Origin of the sequence: Lutibacter holmesii, assembly GCF_042679665.1 — a bacterium.
GTDB lineage: Bacteria > Bacteroidota > Bacteroidia > Flavobacteriales > Flavobacteriaceae > Lutibacter > Lutibacter holmesii.
The window spans coordinates 1,211,693-1,228,393 of the sequence record NZ_JBHTMV010000003.1 but is presented as its reverse complement, the minus strand read 5'-3'; the positions used below and the strand labels follow the sequence as shown (position 1 = coordinate 1,228,393).

Sequence of the window (16,701 nt, the reverse complement as noted above, 5' to 3'; positions counted from 1 at the left end):
AATTTAAGAAAAAAAGAGGGTTTTCACCCTCTTTTTCTCCATTATTTTTTTGATTTTTTAGTTAGATCCGTTAATTTGAGTTACGCTTGCAGTATTAGAATTACCATATTGTGAAATGTAACTTAAATTACCCCATCCGCTTGCGCTTGTTTCTTGAGAAACACCGGCTTTATTATCATTACCTAATTGGTAAATCCAACTACCATTTGCTCCTAACATACCACCATCTTGATCAACACATGCTAAATTGTTATCTCCAATTTGAAGTGTTCTTGCAAAGTTTGAGTAAATTCCATCTCCCGAATTCCCAATTCCAGATTGTGTACTTTTTGATGTATTCCCCATACCATTTTGTTCTGAAAATGCACTATTTTTTGTACCTGTTTGTTCTTGAAAAGCAACATTATCGTCACCTCCATATTGCCAAATACTAGCAGAATTCCCTGTACCAGCCATATGCGTATTTGTTGATGTTTGAATTTGAGTAGCCTCATTATTATCAGTTAGCTGCTCAATTTTAGCATCATTTCCATCATACCATTGTGTTTGAGAAGATGCATTTCCATCTCCTTCTTGACGTACATAAGCTGAATTATACTCAGCCCATCCAGTACCAACATTTTGCATTGAATAATTATCGTTTCCTATTTGAATAACATCACCTTGGTTAAATTCACCATGTTGACCTACATCTGAATAATTACGATCACCTTCTTGATAAACATTTGCATCATTATCAAACCCTTCAATCAATCCTGAATAACCATCTTGATTAACTGCAGAATAGTTTACTTGACCTGTTTGGAAAACATTCGCATCATTACGATCACCAGTTTGGTTAATTAAACTCATGTTTTCAGTATCATAAGGATTATAAGTCATTCTAACTATTTGATCAACTTCACAATCTACACAAGGAGATTCATCAGGAGCCGCTTGCGCACTAACCTCTGAAGCCCACTGTCCGGAAGATGAATAAAAAGGATTATTTGTTGAAAATGTTGTTTGTGCATAAAATATACCTGTTACGCATAGCATAGCCACACTTAAAATTAATTTTTTCATAATTAAAGTTTTTTTAATGTTAGTAATAATGTAATTTTTGATTATTTATAACAATTTTAATAGATAAGACATTCTTATCCTATTAAGATCCTTATGTTATAAATTTTAAAATGTGGGGTAATATTTGGGGAAATAAATAGTAGGGGGTAATTGCAATTTTTTTATTAGACAATTAATATAGCGCTACTTTAATTGTCAAATACATTGTAAATGTACGCACACATTACTAATAATCAAATTTTTACACCTTAAAGTTTGCAAAATGCTAATTTTACCAAATAAAATGCAAGTTATGTAACACAAGTTGCTTATTAATATCTTAGCTTCCCAAAAAGCTCAAAACTAATTAGTTACTTCAAAAGTTTAAATCTAACTTTTTTTTTAAAAGAATGAATAATGTATAAAAATTGTATGATGTATATACTAAAAACTAAACAGCCTATTGATTTTTAATAATCAATGTTTTAGCATTTGTCTTTTGTATAATTGTTATATTTTCAATAATAGAATTCTGTCCATAAATTTGCAAAGAGTTAGATGTTCCTTGCTGAAGAATATTAAAATTTGATGGATTATTATTGTAATAATTTATGAAGTTGTAATAATTTTGGTTTCCTTGTTGGGTTACTTGTTGTGAATTGTTTGCATTACTTTTAATTTCAATATCATTATCATTTCCAATTTGATTTAAAGTAACTATATTTATTTGTGATTGGTTAATTGTATTTGTGGTACTCACTGAAACTTTTGAAGCTTGTTGCTTATTCAATTGAAAGTATTGATTTATCAAATATGTATTTTCATCACTTATTTGAGCATAAGCATCTTGAAAAAACACACTTAAACAAACAATTAAAAAGAATACTATATAACCTTTATTTTTCATTATTTTTATTTAAGAGAAAAAAGGAGGGAAAAACCCTCCCTTTTTTTTATTAAAATATGATTAGTTTTAATTGATAGTTACACCACCTACTTGAGTTACTGTGGCTGTATTATTATTACCTACTTGCATAACTTTACTCATATTATTACCAAATTCGTTTGCAGTTTGAGTTACAGTTGACATATTATAATCTCCTGTTTGACTTACCCAACTATCATTCCAACTAGTTTTAGTTCCTGCTAGTTGATCTACAAATGATGTATTATGGTCACCGTCTTGAATAACTTGACTATAATTTGTTACATCACTTACTCTAATACTAGGTCTCCATCTTCTAAAAACTAATTCTCCTCTTCCTTCTGCGTCTTGATTTACATATGAATGGTTATGATTACCTAACTGATCTACATCACTTTCATTAACTACAGTTGCGAATACTCCTTCTTCAGCATTTTGTGTAACTTTAGAATGATTATGATCACCGTCTTGTAGTACATCACTCATATTTTCTCCACCTCGAGCATCTTGATCAACTTTTGAATGGTTATGATCACCTTCTTGCAGAACTATACTTTCATTGCTTCCAAAACGAGCATCTTGAAATACACTAGATTTATTTTTGTCACCTAATTGGTCAACATCACTTGTATTTGTACCATGGAAAGTTACTTGTTCAACATTAGATTTATTTTTGTCACCATATTGATATACATTACTTTCATTTATTCCATATATAAATGATGTAGCTACTTGTGTTACACAAGATAAGTTTTCATCACCTGCTTGCATTACATCAGAATCATTTTCTGTGAAAGCTCCAGATAGAGAAGTTTGATCTTCTACTGATACGTTATCATCACCTAATTGAGAAACATAAGCATCATTTCCTGTACCAAATTGTGTTTGACCTGCTTTATTTCCTTCTCCGTCTTGTATAATCTCAGCAACACTACCATTAACACCATCTAAACCTGCAGTTTGTTTTTGAATAGCAAAATTCCCTGTTTCATATTGAGTAATAGTTGCCTCATTGTTATCAAACCATTGTTCTTGGTAAGCTACATTTTCATCTCCTTCTTGAAAAATATCTGCAACATTATCTTCTGCAAAACCAACACCTACTTTTTGGTTTGCATAATTATAATTACCATCTTGCCATACTGTACCTTCATTTTCTTGACCTTTTTGATCAATAATAGAATTATTACCAAAACCATCTTGTGTTACAGTTGCAGTATTAAAATAATCCATTTGATCAATTAATGAATAGTTTCCATCTCCTGTTTGTACTACAGTTGCAATATTAAATTCTTCATATTGATTTACTTCACTATAGTTATAACCTTTATCTATTAACTCAGGTGATCTTACATCAACTTCACAGTCAAAACATTCACCTTTTTCTTCTTTTGGTCCATTACCATTATTTTCTTGATGCTGTGCAAATATCATTGTTGTTGAAAATAATAATGCCATTACTAATAATAATTTTTTCATAATAAAAATTTTTAAATTAATTAATAAATTACGTTTACTTAAACTCACAAGGGAATCTAAACCAATTATTAGTGTGTATAAAATACACTCACTAATAGTAGTTCTATGAATTTAATGTTAAGGGTGAAAAACTTTTATATGAGGTTTAAACTCGGGGTAGTTGCAATTTTCGGGGAATTGAAAATGATACGTATTATTGTGTTTCAATTACTACAACTAATTTAAAAATAGATTTAGAATTTTCAAATAATTAAAAGGATTATTTTAGTAATTTAGAACACTTATTTACAGTTACTTAAGTCACATATAATAATATGTAAACTATTTAAAACAAACTGCATATTTTATTATACAAAACGACTTAAAACCTTAAAATTAAGTAAATTACAATTTTAAGGTTTTAAGTTGTTTTTAAATTATCTTATAAATAAAAGCTCTCTATATTTTGTTAATGGCCATAATTTATCATCAACCATTAGCTCTAATTTGTCGCAATGATACCTAATTTCATCTAAAAATGGTTTCACTTTACTACAATAAGCCATTGCTTTTTCTTCGTGATTTTCAATTTTATTTGCTTTTTTACGAGCATTGATCATTTTATCAATTTTACAGTGAACACCTTCAATATGTTCTGAAATACGTTTAATTAATCTAATTTGCTCTTTTGCGTGTTCTTCAAAATTAGTTCCAAAAATATTTTTTAATCCTGAAACATTTTCAATTAACATATTTTGATATAGTACAGCTGTTGGTACCACATGGTTTCCTGCAATATCGCCAAGCACACGAGATTCAATTTGAATACGCTTGGTATATTCTTCAACTTCAATTTCATATCGAGCACTAGTTTCTACCTTACTCATAACACCCATTTCTTCATAAAGTGATAATACTTTATCAGATATTTTAACTTTTATAGCTTCTGGTGTAGTTTTATGGTTACTTAAACCACGTTTCTTTGCCTCTTTCTCCCATTCAGCTCCATAACCATTTCCTTCAAATAATATATTGCGAGACGATTTAATATACTCTCTTAATACATTAAATATGGCTTCATCCTTTTTTAAGTCTTTTCTGTCAATTAATTTATCAACTTCAATTTTAAAATCTTTTAGCTGTTTCGCCACAATTGTATTTAAAACAGTCATAGGTTTTGCACAATTTGCCGTTGATCCAATTGCTCTAAACTCAAATTTATTTCCTGTAAACGCAAAAGCAGATGTTCTATTTCTATCTGTATTATCCAATAACACATCAGGAATTTTACCTACCACATTTAATTTTAAATCTGTTTTTTCTTCAGGTGACAATTTTCCATCTGTAACACCCTCTAGCTCCTCTAAAACTTTTGTTAACTGCTCACCTATAAAAACAGAGATAATTGCTGGTGGCGCTTCATTTGCCCCCAAACGATGATCATTACTAGCTGATGCTGTTACAGCTCTTAATAATTCTTCATTATCATGAACTGCTTTTATAGTATTTATAAAAAAGGTTAAAAATTGAAGATTACTCATTGGGGTTTTTCCAGGTCCTAATAAGTTCACTCCAGAATCTGTTGTTAAAGACCAATTATTATGTTTTCCTGAACCATTAACTCCTGCAAACGGTTTCTCATGCAGTAACACTTTAAAATTATGTTTTGAAGCCACTCTTCCCATTAAATCCATTAATAAAGAATTGTGATCTACTGCTAAATTAGCTTCTTCAAATATTGGTGCTAACTCAAACTGATTAGGAGCTACTTCATTATGTCTAGTTTTAACAGGAATTCCTAATAACATACATTCTGTTTCTAACTCTCGCATAAAATTCAATGCTCTACTTGGAATGGCACCAAAGTAATGATCGTCTAGTTGTTGTCCTTTTGCAGGTGAATGTCCTAATAATGTTCTTCCTGTTAAAGCCAAATCGGGTCTACTATTAGCCAATGCCTTATCAACTAAAAAGTATTCTTGCTCCCAACCTAATGAAGAAGACACCTTTTTCACATTCTTATCAAAATATTTACAAATTGCAGTGGCGGCACCATCAACGGCTTGCAATGCTCTTAATAAAGGTGTTTTATAATCTAAAGCTTCTCCGGTATAAGAAACAAAAATAGTAGGAATACAAAGCGTGGTTCCAAATATAAATGCTGGTGATGTTGGGTCCCAAGCTGTATAACCTCTAGCTTCAAATGTATTTCTAATTCCACCATGCGGAAAACTAGAAGCATCTGGTTCTTGTTGCACTAATTGATGTCCTCCAAACTTTTCAAAAGCCATACCGCTCCCAATAGTTTCAAAAAAAGCATCATGCTTTTCAGCAGTACCACCAGTTAAAGGTTGAAACCAATGTGTATAATGTGTAACACCTTTACTCATAGCCCACTCTTTCATTGCGCTAGAAACCTGATCAGCTATTTTTCTATCTATTTTTTTACCTAAATCAATGGCACTCATTACTCCTTTAAACGCATCACTTGTTAGGTATTGACGCATTGTATTTTCATTAAATACATTTTCACCAAATAACTCAGATCGCTTATTTAACTCTTCAACAATTTTCGGTTTTCTTGACTGTGCTGCTTCTACAGCATTAAATCTTTGTATTGCCATTTCTTTCCAAATTTTAAGTAAAGCACGAAGATACCAATTTTTACAACTATTTTTTTATCATTTATTTGAAAAAAAATTAAATTATTTTTGAATAACCCCTAAAAAAAATAGGGTATCAATAAAAATGATATTCAATAATTATTTTTAACCCCTTATATTTTTATTCTATAGCAAAAAAAATTATTTTTGAGAAAATTATTTTTATTTATTAAATTAATTAACACTATGGCAAAAATAAAATTAGAATACCTTTGGTTAGATGGGTATAAACCAACTCAAAATTTAAGAAGCAAAACAAAAGTAGAAGAGCACGAAAACTTTCAAGGAACAATTGAAGAATTAGGATTGTGGTCTTTTGATGGATCATCTACACAACAAGCTTCAGGAGGATCATCTGACTGTATTTTAAAACCAGTTGCAATTTACCCAGATCCATCTCGTATCAATGGTTATTTAGTTATGACTGAAGTTTTAAATGCTGACGGAACTCCACATGAATCAAATGCACGTGCAACTATTGAAGATGATGATAATGATTTCTGGTTCGGATTTGAGCAAGAATACTTTATTATGAATACTAAAACTGAATTACCATTAGGATTCCCAAGAGGTGGTTACCCAGCTCCACAAGGAATGTACTACTGTTCAGTTGGTGGAAGACATACTCACGGACGTGATTTAGTTGAAGAGCACGCAAACTTATGTATTGATGCTGGATTAAATTTTGAAGGAATTAACCAAGAGGTTGCATCTGGACAATGGGAATTTCAATTATTTGCTAAAGGAGCTAAAAAAGCCGGAGATGAAATTTGGGTTGCTAGATATTTACTAGACCGTTTAACTGAAGGTAGAGGAATGTACATTGAGTACCACCCAAAACCATTAGGTGATACTGACTGGAATGGATCAGGAATGCACGCTAACTTTTCTAACTCAATTTTAAGAACTTGTGGTTCTAAAGAAAAGTATGCTGAAATTTGTGAAGCTTTCCGTCCAGTAGTTGACGAACACATTGCTGTTTATGGTGAATTTAATGAACAACGTTTAACTGGTAAACACGAAACTGCATCTATTAATGATTTCTCTTGGGGAGTTTCTGATAGAGGAGCATCAATTCGTATTCCAATTATCGCTGTAGAAAAAGGTTATAAAGGATGGTTAGAAGATCGTCGTCCTTCTTCAAATGCAGATCCATATAAAGTTGCTGCAAGAATTATTAAAACTGTAAAACCAGTTAAATAATTTCACGCAATTATAATAAATAAAAAAACACCGCAATTGCGGTGTTTTTTTTATCTATTAGTTTCATCTTTCTAAAAGAACATTTGAAACATAAATAATCCATATAATGAAACAAGTAGCAAGCCTTCTTTCCAAGTTAATTTCATACTCACAGGAATAAAATTTAAAGGCAAAATTAAAAATGAAATTGCCAATAGCCAAAATATATCATTTGTTAATAAACCTTGATCAACTACTTTAATAGGCGTTATCATTGACGTAATACCTAATACTGCCAATATATTAAATACGTTTGACCCAATTAAATTTCCTAAAGAAATTGCTTTCTCCTTTTTTATTACAGCAATTATAGAAGCGGCTAACTCAGGAATACTTGTACCTACAGAAACAATTGTAATTCCAATTACTCGCTCACTTACATTAAATTGTTCAGCCATACCAATTGCACCATCAATTAATAATTCAGAACCTCCCCATAAAGCTACACCACCTATTAATAAAAATAATACATCTTTATATAACGGTAACTCTTCATCATCTTCAGGCATTTCATCAACCACTGCTGGTTTTTGAAATCGTAGTAAATAAATTAGAAACACAATTAGAAAAGAAAACAGAATTACTCCTTCATACCTTACTAAAACACCATCAAACGCAATAAAAGCATATAGTAATATTGAAGCAATCATCATTACAGGCCAATCCGTTTTATAAAAACTTTTTTCAACACTAATTGTAGATAAAATAATTGTAATACCTAACACCAAACCTAAATTTGCGATATTAGATCCAATCACATTTCCTAAAGCAATATCTGCATGACCATTTAATGCCGATTTAACACTCACAATTAATTCAGGAGCTGAGGTTGCAAATGAAACAACTGTCATTCCAATTACAATTTTAGGTATTTGCAAACGAAGTGAAAATCCTACAGCAGATTTCAACAACCAGTTTCCTCCTAAAATTAATAATACTAAACCAATGACCACAAACAACAAATCCATAAAAATATTTTTTGCAAATATAACAGAATAAACATTGTGAAACGGTATGCGTTATTAACTAAGATCTACAATTATAACTTGTATTTCTAACAGCGTTTTTTATGACTAAAACAATACAACAACTTTTAACTAGTGCTTTCACCTCCTATTTTGTGAGTTTTTTTTATTTATGTAAATTTGTTTTATGAAAAAAAATCTATTTATTTTTATTGCTAAACTAAACGCTTTATTACTCCCTAGCTTTACAAAAAGAGGGCTTGATATGGCTTATGCAAAAAAATGGCAATTAGCAATTATTGGTTGGCGTTATTTTATCACAAAAAATAGTTTGTAAATAATAAAATTATATTATATTTGCAGCCGTTAAAATGGCCTCGTGGCGCAACTGAATAGCGCACTTGATTACGGCTCAAGAGGTTACAGGTTTGAATCCTGTCGAGGTCACAAAAAAACAAAAAGCTCTTATAGAAATATAGGAGCTTTTTTACTTTTATAACTAAATACAACTGACCTAGTAACAAAATCAATCAGCATTATCCATACAAGCTACTTTATAGGATAAAAAAGAAGTTCAATAGTCATATTTAATTACAAAAACTTATCCAAAATAAAATTAATCATACTTAAAAAAATAAGTTTAATTTAGTAATTCAAAAAATTGCATCAATTACAATTATCTATTTTAAATTAGAATAAATGTTTATCAAATGAAAATAAATAATTACCTGTAATTTTGAATAGGAGATAACAAGTTGTCAACTATATCCCAACGAAATGCAAAACGAATGGAAAAGAAATTAAAAAAAAGTATTTTGACCTCCTATATGATTGGTGCTCCAATAGGAATTTTTGTCGTTTTGGCTACAATTTTTGTTCCGAGCTTCTTATTCGGAGAAGGACTTATGACAATTGCTATTCTTGGAACATATGGAATTTCAACTATAGGACTTATTAGTGCGTTTCTGATTGCTCTTTGGATTGGAGGTAAATTAGCATATAATAGTATTAAAAACAGAAAATCATTACTTTTAACTTCTTTAAAATACTCAACAGTAGTGAATTTGATTATCTGGACAACTTTTTGTCTAATTATCGGATTAACTGTTGAGGAGGAAAAATTTCTGATGATGACTCCACCAATTATTGCTTTTGTTATTTGTACAATTCTAACAACATTTTCAATCGGGCTTTTGATATCATATGTTATTAAACAAATAAATGATAAACCGTTTAAATTAGAAAATACAGCTGCCAACAACTCATAAGATTTATTCTTAAATTTGATTTAGCACAAACAAAAAACATTCAATTATCAATTTACTTCGTCCAAAAAATCTCCGATTTCCCAGTAACACAAATCTTATAAAACCAGTTATACTTCACATCAATTATAACATAAATCGCTAAAAATTAAACCAAAAAAATTAATTGAAAAATGGGTAGAAACGTTTAACGAGGGAAACGTTGAAAAGATTTCCGATTTTTATCACGATGACGCAATTAATCATCAAGTGACAAATAAGCCTGTAATTGAAAAATCTTCCTCAACAACTCCAATTATCATTCTAAAGTGAGTAGCTACTGTTGTTACAGCAATACTGTCATAAAATTTTCAATTCTCAATAAAGCAACTTATCTTTATAAAAGATAATTGATAATAAATTTTCTGAATACACTGAAACCAACCAACTTATTAGAGAGTTTAGTCACAATTTAACCAACAATGAATTCTATAGAAAAAATAATTGATACACTAAATTTACAACCGCACCCCGAAGGAGGCTATTTTGCAGAAACCTACCGAAGTGCTGGTGAAATAAAGCAAGCATGTTTAGATACAAGCTACCAAGGAAAAAGAAATTTTTCAACTTGTATTTATTTCCTACTCACATCCAACAAATTTTCAGCATTTCACAGAATAAAACAAGATGAAATTTGGCATTTTTATGATGGTGCGCCCATTAAATTATATGTAATTTCTGAAAAAGGAAATCTCTCTACCCAACTTATTGGACGAGATTTTGATAAAGGAGAAGTTCCGCAATACGTAGTTCCCGGAGGCTCTTGGTTTGCTGCCGAAGTGTTAACTGATAATAATTATTCGTTAGTTGGCTGTACCGTATCTCCTGGCTTTAGCTTTGATGATTTTGAGTTGAAATCAAGAGAAAACCTAATTTCGTTATTTCCGCATTTAAAAAATGTTATAACTAAATTAACTCATTTTTAATATCTAGAAAATCTATAAAAATTAAAAGTCAAATTCAACCAACATGATATAAATCATAGTTTAATTCTTCAATAAAACTTATTTTTAAATTTAGCTCAAAAACACACAAAAAGCTAGAATACAGTTTTTTAATATTGAAAAACTAATATAAACGACATTAAACTAATAAATCAATTATGATAATCTCAAATTTCAACAAACAAACTAAAATTCTGGAAACAGAATTTACTGTTGATGTAAGTTTAAATGAAATTATAAATTATATTATTGCTACTAAAAAAAATAAAACCTACCCTAGATTATTAAAAATTAAAACAAATGCAACAACTGCAAATTTCACATTTTCAATAGATGATTTAGAAAAAATAGTAATTGAAAATAGAAAATCGTTAGAAAAGTACGATTTTATTATTGACGCAATAATTGTAGAAGACCCTAAAACAACGGTAATTTCAATGTTATATAAAGAACTTGAGAAAAATAAAAAATATAAATTTAATATTTTCTCTACGGAGAAAGCAGCTACAATGTGGTTAAAAGAGTACTAAGTTGTTAATTTACTTACAGTTTTTATAACCTTAAAAAAATGCAATTAATTTAATTAGTATCTAAAATAGTAAATGCCGCAACATAAATTTCATAGCAAACAAAAAGAATTCTTAAATTTCCTTATTAAAGGAGACCATGCAGCTTGCTCTAAAATAGCACAAGACATTTTAAATACTTCTACTTTAAATAATTTATATGAACATATTTTAAAAAAATCACTATATGATGTAGGTGAATTATGGGAATACAATAAAATTAGTGTAGCTACAGAGCATTTATCTTCTGCTATTGTAGAAACAATTTTAAACGAATTTTATTCTAGTATTATTTCAAAAGAAAAAATCAACAAAACGGTAATTGTAGCCTGTGTTGAAAATGAATTTCATCAAATAGGTATAAAAATGATTAATGATATTTTTGAAGTAAATGGTTGGAACTCCTATTTCTTAGGTGCAAACACACCTACAAATGAGCTAATTGCTTACGCAAAAAACATAAAAACCGATATGATTGCCATTTCCCTGAGCATTTATTTTCATTTACCAATATTAGAAAAAATGATACAGCAAATAAGAAAAGAATTTCCTGTTTTACCCATTTTGGTTGGTGGACAAGGATTTAGGCATGGTGGAAAAAATATATTGTTAAAATACAATAATGTGATATATAAACCTGATTTAAAAAACACTGAACTATTTATAAAAAAAAGAAACAAAAATGGATAAAAATTATCTTTTAAAAACAGCTAATCAGCTAAAACAAGTGAGTATTGAGGCTTCCTCTGAATATTCTAAAAAAGCAGAAATATTAACTGCCAAAATGAATATAATAATGTTAGAAAGGTCTGATCTTGAAAATTTAGTAGGGGCTGAAAATATAGATATAATGAAAGATAATCATGCAAATCACGTACGTTTTATTGCTTCTATTTTACAAAATTACAATCCTGATGTTTTGGTTGATACCATTTTATGGGTGTTTAGAGCCTACCGTAGCCACGGGTTTAAAACTAATTATTGGTCGGCTCAATTAAATACATGGATACTGGTAATCAAGGATGTTTTAACAACTGAATGTTATGCTGAAGTTTATCCTTATTATGAGTGGTTACAAATAAATATTCCTGTATTTGTAAAAGTATCAGACGAAAAACTTGAAGCTCCTAATTCAGCACATTAATACATGCCAAAAGTAATTTCATCTATATTATCTGATTGGACAAATGAGCTAAGCGCTATATTAATGGATAGCAATTCACTATGCATTGCTAAGTTTTCAACAAGCAAAAAATTGCTTTTCGCAAATAACTCCATGGCTAAACTTTTTACAGCCAAACCAGCCCAAAGCTTAATAAACCCAACATTTGATGAACTGTTATTACTAGATAATACTGTACCGCTTATTTTTGAAGGCTTTTTAACCTTAGGCGATTATTCGTCTATCAATCCATCTATTTGGGTACAGGTTTATAGAAAAGAAAACGAATTACTTATTGTAGGCGGCGTAAATGCAGCACAACTTCTTGATCAAAATAAAACAATGCATCAATTAAATAGTGAAATAAGTAACCTTCAAAGAGAATTAATACGAGAAAAAATAACACTTCAAAACACCTTAAAGCAACTAAGCCAAACAAATGCTACACTACAAGAATTAAATATTAGTAAAGATAGGTTTATTTCAATTCTTGCGCATGACTTAAAAAGTCCGTTTAACGGAATTCTTGGTTTTCTTTCATTATTAACTGAAGATATTCATAAATTTAGCATTGATGAAGTTGAAAAAATAATACACCTTATAAATACCTCTGCAAATAGCACCTATAATTTATTAGAAGAAATACTAACATGGGCAAGAGCACAAGCTGGTAAAACTCCTTTTAATCTTGAAAATCATAACCTTTCAACTATTTGTGAAACTATTTTTAACAATTTAAATATAATAGCAACTACAAAAAATATTACAATAGATTATACTACTTTAAATGGTACTATTATTTATGCTGACAAAGATATGATTCATGCTGTTTTACGTAATTTAGTTTCAAACGCTATAAAATTCACAAATCACGGAGGAACCATAAATATATACGCAAAGCAACATTATTCAAACATTGAAATTACTGTTTCCGATACAGGAGTTGGAATACCAGCAAACACAACACCTAAACTTTTTGATATTTCTCATAAAATATCTACAAAAGGAACTGCAAACGAAAAAGGAACAGGCTTAGGCTTGCTACTTTGTAAAGAGTTTGTTGAAAAACATAACGGTAAAATTTGGGTTGAAAGTGAATTAGGAAAAGGCAGCGATTTTAAATTTACAATTCCTACAGTTAACTAAACACTTTAAAAACACCTTTTATTACAAGCTGTTTAATTTTTTCTTAACCAATGTTTCCATGCATATTTGACTGTAGTTAGATAGGTGAATTAAAAACTGAATGGAAGGCTTAGATCTTCCTCCTTCATAAGAGCTTATACGAGATCTAGATACGTGCAAATCATCTGCAAATTGCTCTTGAGACAATCCTTTTAACCTTCTTAAATATTTAATATTTGTTGACAAATAATTCATTATGCTAATTTAATGAGCAATCATTGATTGATTATTGAGCTAATTTAGCAAAAAGAAATTTATAAAATAATTTTTGTTAATAAATGTATTTAAACACACATACATACTATAGTTTAAGATACGGCACTATTTCACCTAAAACACTTGTAAAACAAGCGCTTAAGTTTGAAGTTACAGCAATGGTTTTAACAGATATAAATACAACCTCAGCACATTTAGAGTTTGTACAACTAGCCTTAAAAACAGGAATAAAACCAATTATTGGTGTTGATTTTAGAAACGGCGCACAACAACAATTCATTATTATTGCAAAAAATAACAATGGTTTAGAACATCTAAACAACTACTTATCAAAAATACTTCACAGTTCTAAAACATCCATTCCAAACAGAGCAAAATTTCTTCCTGATACGTATGTAATTTATCCTTTTGAAAAAAACATTTCTAACTTAAAAGACAACGAATTTATTGGGGTAAAACCTTCAAATTTAAACCACCTAAAACTTTCAAAATGGCAATTACAACAACACAAATTAGTAGTGTTAAAAACAGTTTCATTTCAACATAAAAAAGACTTTAATACACACCGTTTATTAAGAGCCATTGATAATAACACGCTATTAAGTAAACTTCCTGTAACGGAACAAGGAGAAGAAACTGATATAATGCAACCTGAACACAAAATCAAAAAAACATATCAGGAATTTCCAACGCTCATTCAAAACACACAAAATATTTTAGACACTTGCTTTATTGATTTTAATTTTTCAAAAGACAGTCCTAAAAATCAAACTTCATACACAAATAATAAAGAACTTGATTTTAAATTACTTCGAAAATTAGCCTATGACGGGTTAAGTTATAGATATCCTAAAATTGGTAAACGCGTATTCACACGCCTAGAAAAAGAATTAGAAATTATTAAACAAAAGCAGTTTGTATCTTACTTTTTAATTAATTGGAAAATTTTAAAATACGCTCGAAGCAAACAATATTATTATGTTGGACGTGGAAGTGGTGCTAATAGTATTGTTGCTTATTTATTACGAATTACAGATGTTGACCCTGTAGAATTAGATTTATATTTTGAACGATTTATAAACTTATACCGAACCAATCCGCCCGATTTTGATTTAGATTTTTCTTGGAGAGATAGAGATGATATTATGAATTATATTTTTAAAACATTTAAAAATACATCTTTAATTGCCGTTTACAACACCTTTAAATACAAGGCTTCCGTAAGAGAGTTAGGAAAAGTTTTTGGCTTACCTAAAGAAGAAATAGACAAACTAACCACCAATAATTTCAATCCAAACCAGTTAGATCACTTATCAAAACTAACATTAATTTACAGCAAATACATTCAAGGTTTCCCTAATTATTTAGGCATTCATCCTGGAGGAATTTTAATTTCAGAAAAACCAATTCACTATTACACCGCTACTTATTTACCTCCAAAAGGGTTTTCAACAGCTATGTTTGACATGGTGGTTGCTGAAGACATTGGCTTGTACAAATTTGATATTTTAAGTCAGCGTGGTTTGGGAAAAATACGCGAAGCTGTAGATATTGTAAAATACAATCACCCAACGCATCCAACCATTGACATACACAATATTAAACGTTTTAAAGAAGATTCTAAAATTAAAAACATACTTAAAAACGCCAAAGCCATTGGTTGTTTTTATGTAGAATCTCCAGCAATGCGTATGCTACTAAAAAAATTACAAGTTGATAATTATTTAGGCTTGGTGGCCGCTAGTTCTGTAATTAGACCTGGTGTAGCAAAATCTGGAATGATGCGAGAATACATTAAACGCTATCGAAATCCTGAAAAAAGAAAAGAAGCACATCCTATTTTATTAGAAATTATGCCCGAAACTTTTGGGGTTATGGTGTACCAAGAAGATGTTATTAAAGTAGCCCATTATTTTGGCAGATTAAGTTTAGGGGAAGCTGATATGTTACGACGTGGAATGAGCGGAAAATTTAGATCTAAAGATGAATTTTTAAAAGTAAAATATCAATTTTTTGAAAACTGTAAAGTTTCGGGACATTCTTTTGAATTAACTTCAGAAATATGGCGACAAATAGAAAGCTTTGCTGGGTATGCCTTTGCCAAAGGGCACTCAGCTTCTTATGCTGTTGAAAGTTATCAAAGCCTATTTTTAAAAGCGTATTATCCTTTAGAATATTTGGTGGCAACATTAAATAATTTTGGAGGTTTTTATCAACCCGAATATTATGTACACGAAGCCAGAATGCATGGCGCAATTATACACCCTCCAAACATTAACAAAGCCCAATATCAAAATTATATTGAAGGGCAACATATTTATTTAGGTTTTATGATGCTACACGCTTTTGAAGCTAAAAATGCAGAAAGAATTGTAAAAGAACGCTCTAAAAACGGAGCCTTTTTAGATTTAGATGATTTTATAGACCGTGTTGCCATTTCATTAGAGCAAATAGCTATTTTAATTAAAGTAAACGCATTTAAATTTACAAAAAGAAACAAACGAGAATTATTATGGGAAGCACATATGAAAGTGCATAAAGTATGCTTGGAAGAAAATACCGTTACGCTTTTTAAGTCTGAAAAAATCACCTATAAAACACCCGAATTAACAAGTTCAACCTTAGAAGATGCTTTTGATGAATTGCAATACATTGGCTTCACTTTAAGCAGTCCGTTTAGCTTATTAAAAACACCTCTAAAACAATCATTATTTGCTCATAATTTAGTGAACTATACAGGGCAACTAGTCACCGTTTATGGCTACTACGTAACCGTAAAAAAAACAATTACTTCAAAAAAAGAGCTTATGTATTTTGGAACTTTTATAGATGCTAAAGGTGATCATATTGACACGGTTCACTTTCCTCCTTCCGCAAAAAAATATCCTTTAAAAGGAAGAGGTATTTATCAAATAACAGGAAAAGTAACAGAAGAATTTGACTGTATAAATATTGACGTACATCAACTTGAAAAACTAGCTATTATTCAAGATCCAAGATATGCAGAACCTTCAAAAACAACTTAAT

The 16,701-nt window shown here is 29.9% G+C and carries 15 protein-coding genes and 1 tRNA gene; 10 read left to right on the top strand and 6 right to left on the bottom strand.

Annotated elements, in window-relative coordinates:
• Positions 1 to 57: 57 nt before the first annotated feature.
• From ACFQ5N_RS08225 to ACFQ5N_RS08210, 4 genes are all read right to left on the bottom strand, one after another.
• Positions 58 to 1,065, bottom strand: a complete 1,008-nt coding sequence (locus ACFQ5N_RS08225; protein ID WP_386809007.1) for a hypothetical protein — start codon at positions 1,063 to 1,065, stop codon at positions 58 to 60.
• Positions 1,066 to 1,504: 439 nt separating this feature from the next.
• Positions 1,505 to 1,951 carry a hypothetical protein gene (locus ACFQ5N_RS08220; RefSeq protein WP_386809006.1) on the bottom strand — a complete coding sequence of 149 codons (447 nt, stop codon included), beginning with the start codon at positions 1,949 to 1,951 and terminating at the stop codon, positions 1,505 to 1,507.
• A gap of 66 nt (positions 1,952 to 2,017) precedes the next feature.
• A complete protein-coding gene (locus ACFQ5N_RS08215) occupies positions 2,018 to 3,448 on the bottom strand; it encodes a hypothetical protein (RefSeq protein WP_386809005.1) in 1,431 nt (476 codons plus the stop codon).
• Between the two features lie 416 nt (positions 3,449 to 3,864).
• Positions 3,865 to 6,051, bottom strand: a complete 2,187-nt coding sequence (locus tag ACFQ5N_RS08210; protein ID WP_386809004.1) for a glutamine synthetase III family protein — start codon at positions 6,049 to 6,051, stop codon at positions 3,865 to 3,867.
• Positions 6,052 to 6,276: 225 nt separating this feature from the next.
• On the opposite strand from ACFQ5N_RS08210, the gene ACFQ5N_RS08205 reads away from it, so the two are divergent.
• The gene (locus ACFQ5N_RS08205; RefSeq protein WP_386809003.1) at positions 6,277 to 7,293 is read left to right on the top strand and encodes a glutamine synthetase beta-grasp domain-containing protein; all 1,017 of its coding nucleotides are present in this window, start codon (positions 6,277 to 6,279) and stop codon (positions 7,291 to 7,293) included.
• Positions 7,294 to 7,364: 71 nt separating this feature from the next.
• Here the strand turns inward: ACFQ5N_RS08205 and ACFQ5N_RS08200 are convergent, their stop codons facing one another.
• Entirely contained in the window at positions 7,365 to 8,300 is a 936-nt protein-coding gene (locus ACFQ5N_RS08200) for a calcium/sodium antiporter (protein WP_386809002.1), read from the bottom strand.
• 184 nt (positions 8,301 to 8,484) lie between these two features.
• On the opposite strand from ACFQ5N_RS08200, the gene ACFQ5N_RS08195 reads away from it, so the two are divergent.
• The 8 genes from ACFQ5N_RS08195 (at position 8,485) to ACFQ5N_RS08160 (ending at position 13,419) form a co-directional block, all read left to right on the top strand.
• Positions 8,485 to 8,634 (top strand): SsrA-binding protein, encoded by a 150-nt coding sequence (locus ACFQ5N_RS08195; protein WP_386809001.1) that lies wholly within the window; start codon positions 8,485 to 8,487, stop codon positions 8,632 to 8,634.
• A 36-nt stretch (positions 8,635 to 8,670) separates the two neighbouring features.
• Positions 8,671 to 8,744, top strand: a tRNA-Arg gene (locus tag ACFQ5N_RS08190).
• 341 nt (positions 8,745 to 9,085) lie between these two features.
• Complete coding sequence (locus tag ACFQ5N_RS08185; protein WP_386809000.1) at positions 9,086 to 9,565, top strand: hypothetical protein; 480 nt, start codon at positions 9,086 to 9,088, stop codon at positions 9,563 to 9,565.
• Between the two features lie 458 nt (positions 9,566 to 10,023).
• Entirely contained in the window at positions 10,024 to 10,527 is a 504-nt protein-coding gene (locus ACFQ5N_RS08180; RefSeq protein WP_386808999.1) for a cupin domain-containing protein, read from the top strand.
• Positions 10,528 to 10,703: 176 nt separating this feature from the next.
• Complete coding sequence (locus ACFQ5N_RS08175) at positions 10,704 to 11,075, top strand: hypothetical protein (protein WP_386808998.1); 372 nt, start codon at positions 10,704 to 10,706, stop codon at positions 11,073 to 11,075.
• A 72-nt stretch (positions 11,076 to 11,147) separates the two neighbouring features.
• Positions 11,148 to 11,801 carry a cobalamin B12-binding domain-containing protein gene (locus ACFQ5N_RS08170; protein ID WP_386808997.1) on the top strand — a complete coding sequence of 218 codons (654 nt, stop codon included), beginning with the start codon at positions 11,148 to 11,150 and terminating at the stop codon, positions 11,799 to 11,801.
• Complete coding sequence (locus ACFQ5N_RS08165) at positions 11,794 to 12,255, top strand: hypothetical protein (protein WP_386808996.1); 462 nt, start codon at positions 11,794 to 11,796, stop codon at positions 12,253 to 12,255. Before ACFQ5N_RS08170 ends, ACFQ5N_RS08165 begins: the two co-directional genes overlap by 8 nt.
• 3 nt (positions 12,256 to 12,258) lie before the next feature.
• The gene (locus ACFQ5N_RS08160) at positions 12,259 to 13,419 is read left to right on the top strand and encodes a sensor histidine kinase (RefSeq protein WP_386808995.1); all 1,161 of its coding nucleotides are present in this window, start codon (positions 12,259 to 12,261) and stop codon (positions 13,417 to 13,419) included.
• A 21-nt stretch (positions 13,420 to 13,440) separates the two neighbouring features.
• Here ACFQ5N_RS08160 and ACFQ5N_RS08155 read toward each other — a convergent pair whose 3' ends face one another.
• Positions 13,441 to 13,653: a helix-turn-helix domain-containing protein gene (locus ACFQ5N_RS08155; protein WP_386808994.1), complete on the bottom strand. Its 213-nt coding sequence runs from the start codon at positions 13,651 to 13,653 to the stop codon at positions 13,441 to 13,443.
• Positions 13,654 to 13,736: 83 nt separating this feature from the next.
• On the opposite strand from ACFQ5N_RS08155, the gene ACFQ5N_RS08150 reads away from it, so the two are divergent.
• Positions 13,737 to 16,700: a DNA polymerase III subunit alpha gene (locus ACFQ5N_RS08150; protein WP_386808993.1), complete on the top strand. Its 2,964-nt coding sequence runs from the start codon at positions 13,737 to 13,739 to the stop codon at positions 16,698 to 16,700.
• The last annotated feature ends 1 nt before the right edge of the window (position 16,701 follow it).

Excerpts from the sequence above, each read along its gene's own strand:
- ACFQ5N_RS08225 (WP_386809007.1), bottom strand. The coding sequence starts at position 1,065 with ATGAAAAAATTAATTTTAAGTGTGGCTATGCTATGCGTAACAGGTATA.
- ACFQ5N_RS08220 (WP_386809006.1), bottom strand. The coding sequence starts at position 1,951 with ATGAAAAATAAAGGTTATATAGTATTCTTTTTAATTGTTTGTTTAAGT.
- ACFQ5N_RS08215 (WP_386809005.1), bottom strand. The coding sequence starts at position 3,448 with ATGAAAAAATTATTATTAGTAATGGCATTATTATTTTCAACAACAATG.
- ACFQ5N_RS08210 (WP_386809004.1), bottom strand. The coding sequence starts at position 6,051 with ATGGCAATACAAAGATTTAATGCTGTAGAAGCAGCACAGTCAAGAAAA.
- ACFQ5N_RS08205 (WP_386809003.1), top strand. The coding sequence starts at position 6,277 with ATGGCAAAAATAAAATTAGAATACCTTTGGTTAGATGGGTATAAACCA.
- ACFQ5N_RS08200 (WP_386809002.1), bottom strand. The coding sequence starts at position 8,300 with ATGGATTTGTTGTTTGTGGTCATTGGTTTAGTATTATTAATTTTAGGA.
- ACFQ5N_RS08195 (WP_386809001.1), top strand. The coding sequence starts at position 8,485 with ATGAAAAAAAATCTATTTATTTTTATTGCTAAACTAAACGCTTTATTA.
- ACFQ5N_RS08185 (WP_386809000.1), top strand. The coding sequence starts at position 9,086 with ATGGAAAAGAAATTAAAAAAAAGTATTTTGACCTCCTATATGATTGGT.
- ACFQ5N_RS08180 (WP_386808999.1), top strand. The coding sequence starts at position 10,024 with ATGAATTCTATAGAAAAAATAATTGATACACTAAATTTACAACCGCAC.
- ACFQ5N_RS08175 (WP_386808998.1), top strand. The coding sequence starts at position 10,704 with ATGATAATCTCAAATTTCAACAAACAAACTAAAATTCTGGAAACAGAA.
- ACFQ5N_RS08170 (WP_386808997.1), top strand. The coding sequence starts at position 11,148 with ATGCCGCAACATAAATTTCATAGCAAACAAAAAGAATTCTTAAATTTC.
- ACFQ5N_RS08165 (WP_386808996.1), top strand. The coding sequence starts at position 11,794 with ATGGATAAAAATTATCTTTTAAAAACAGCTAATCAGCTAAAACAAGTG.
- ACFQ5N_RS08160 (WP_386808995.1), top strand. The coding sequence starts at position 12,259 with ATGCCAAAAGTAATTTCATCTATATTATCTGATTGGACAAATGAGCTA.
- ACFQ5N_RS08155 (WP_386808994.1), bottom strand. The coding sequence starts at position 13,653 with ATGAATTATTTGTCAACAAATATTAAATATTTAAGAAGGTTAAAAGGA.
- ACFQ5N_RS08150 (WP_386808993.1), top strand. The coding sequence starts at position 13,737 with ATGTATTTAAACACACATACATACTATAGTTTAAGATACGGCACTATT.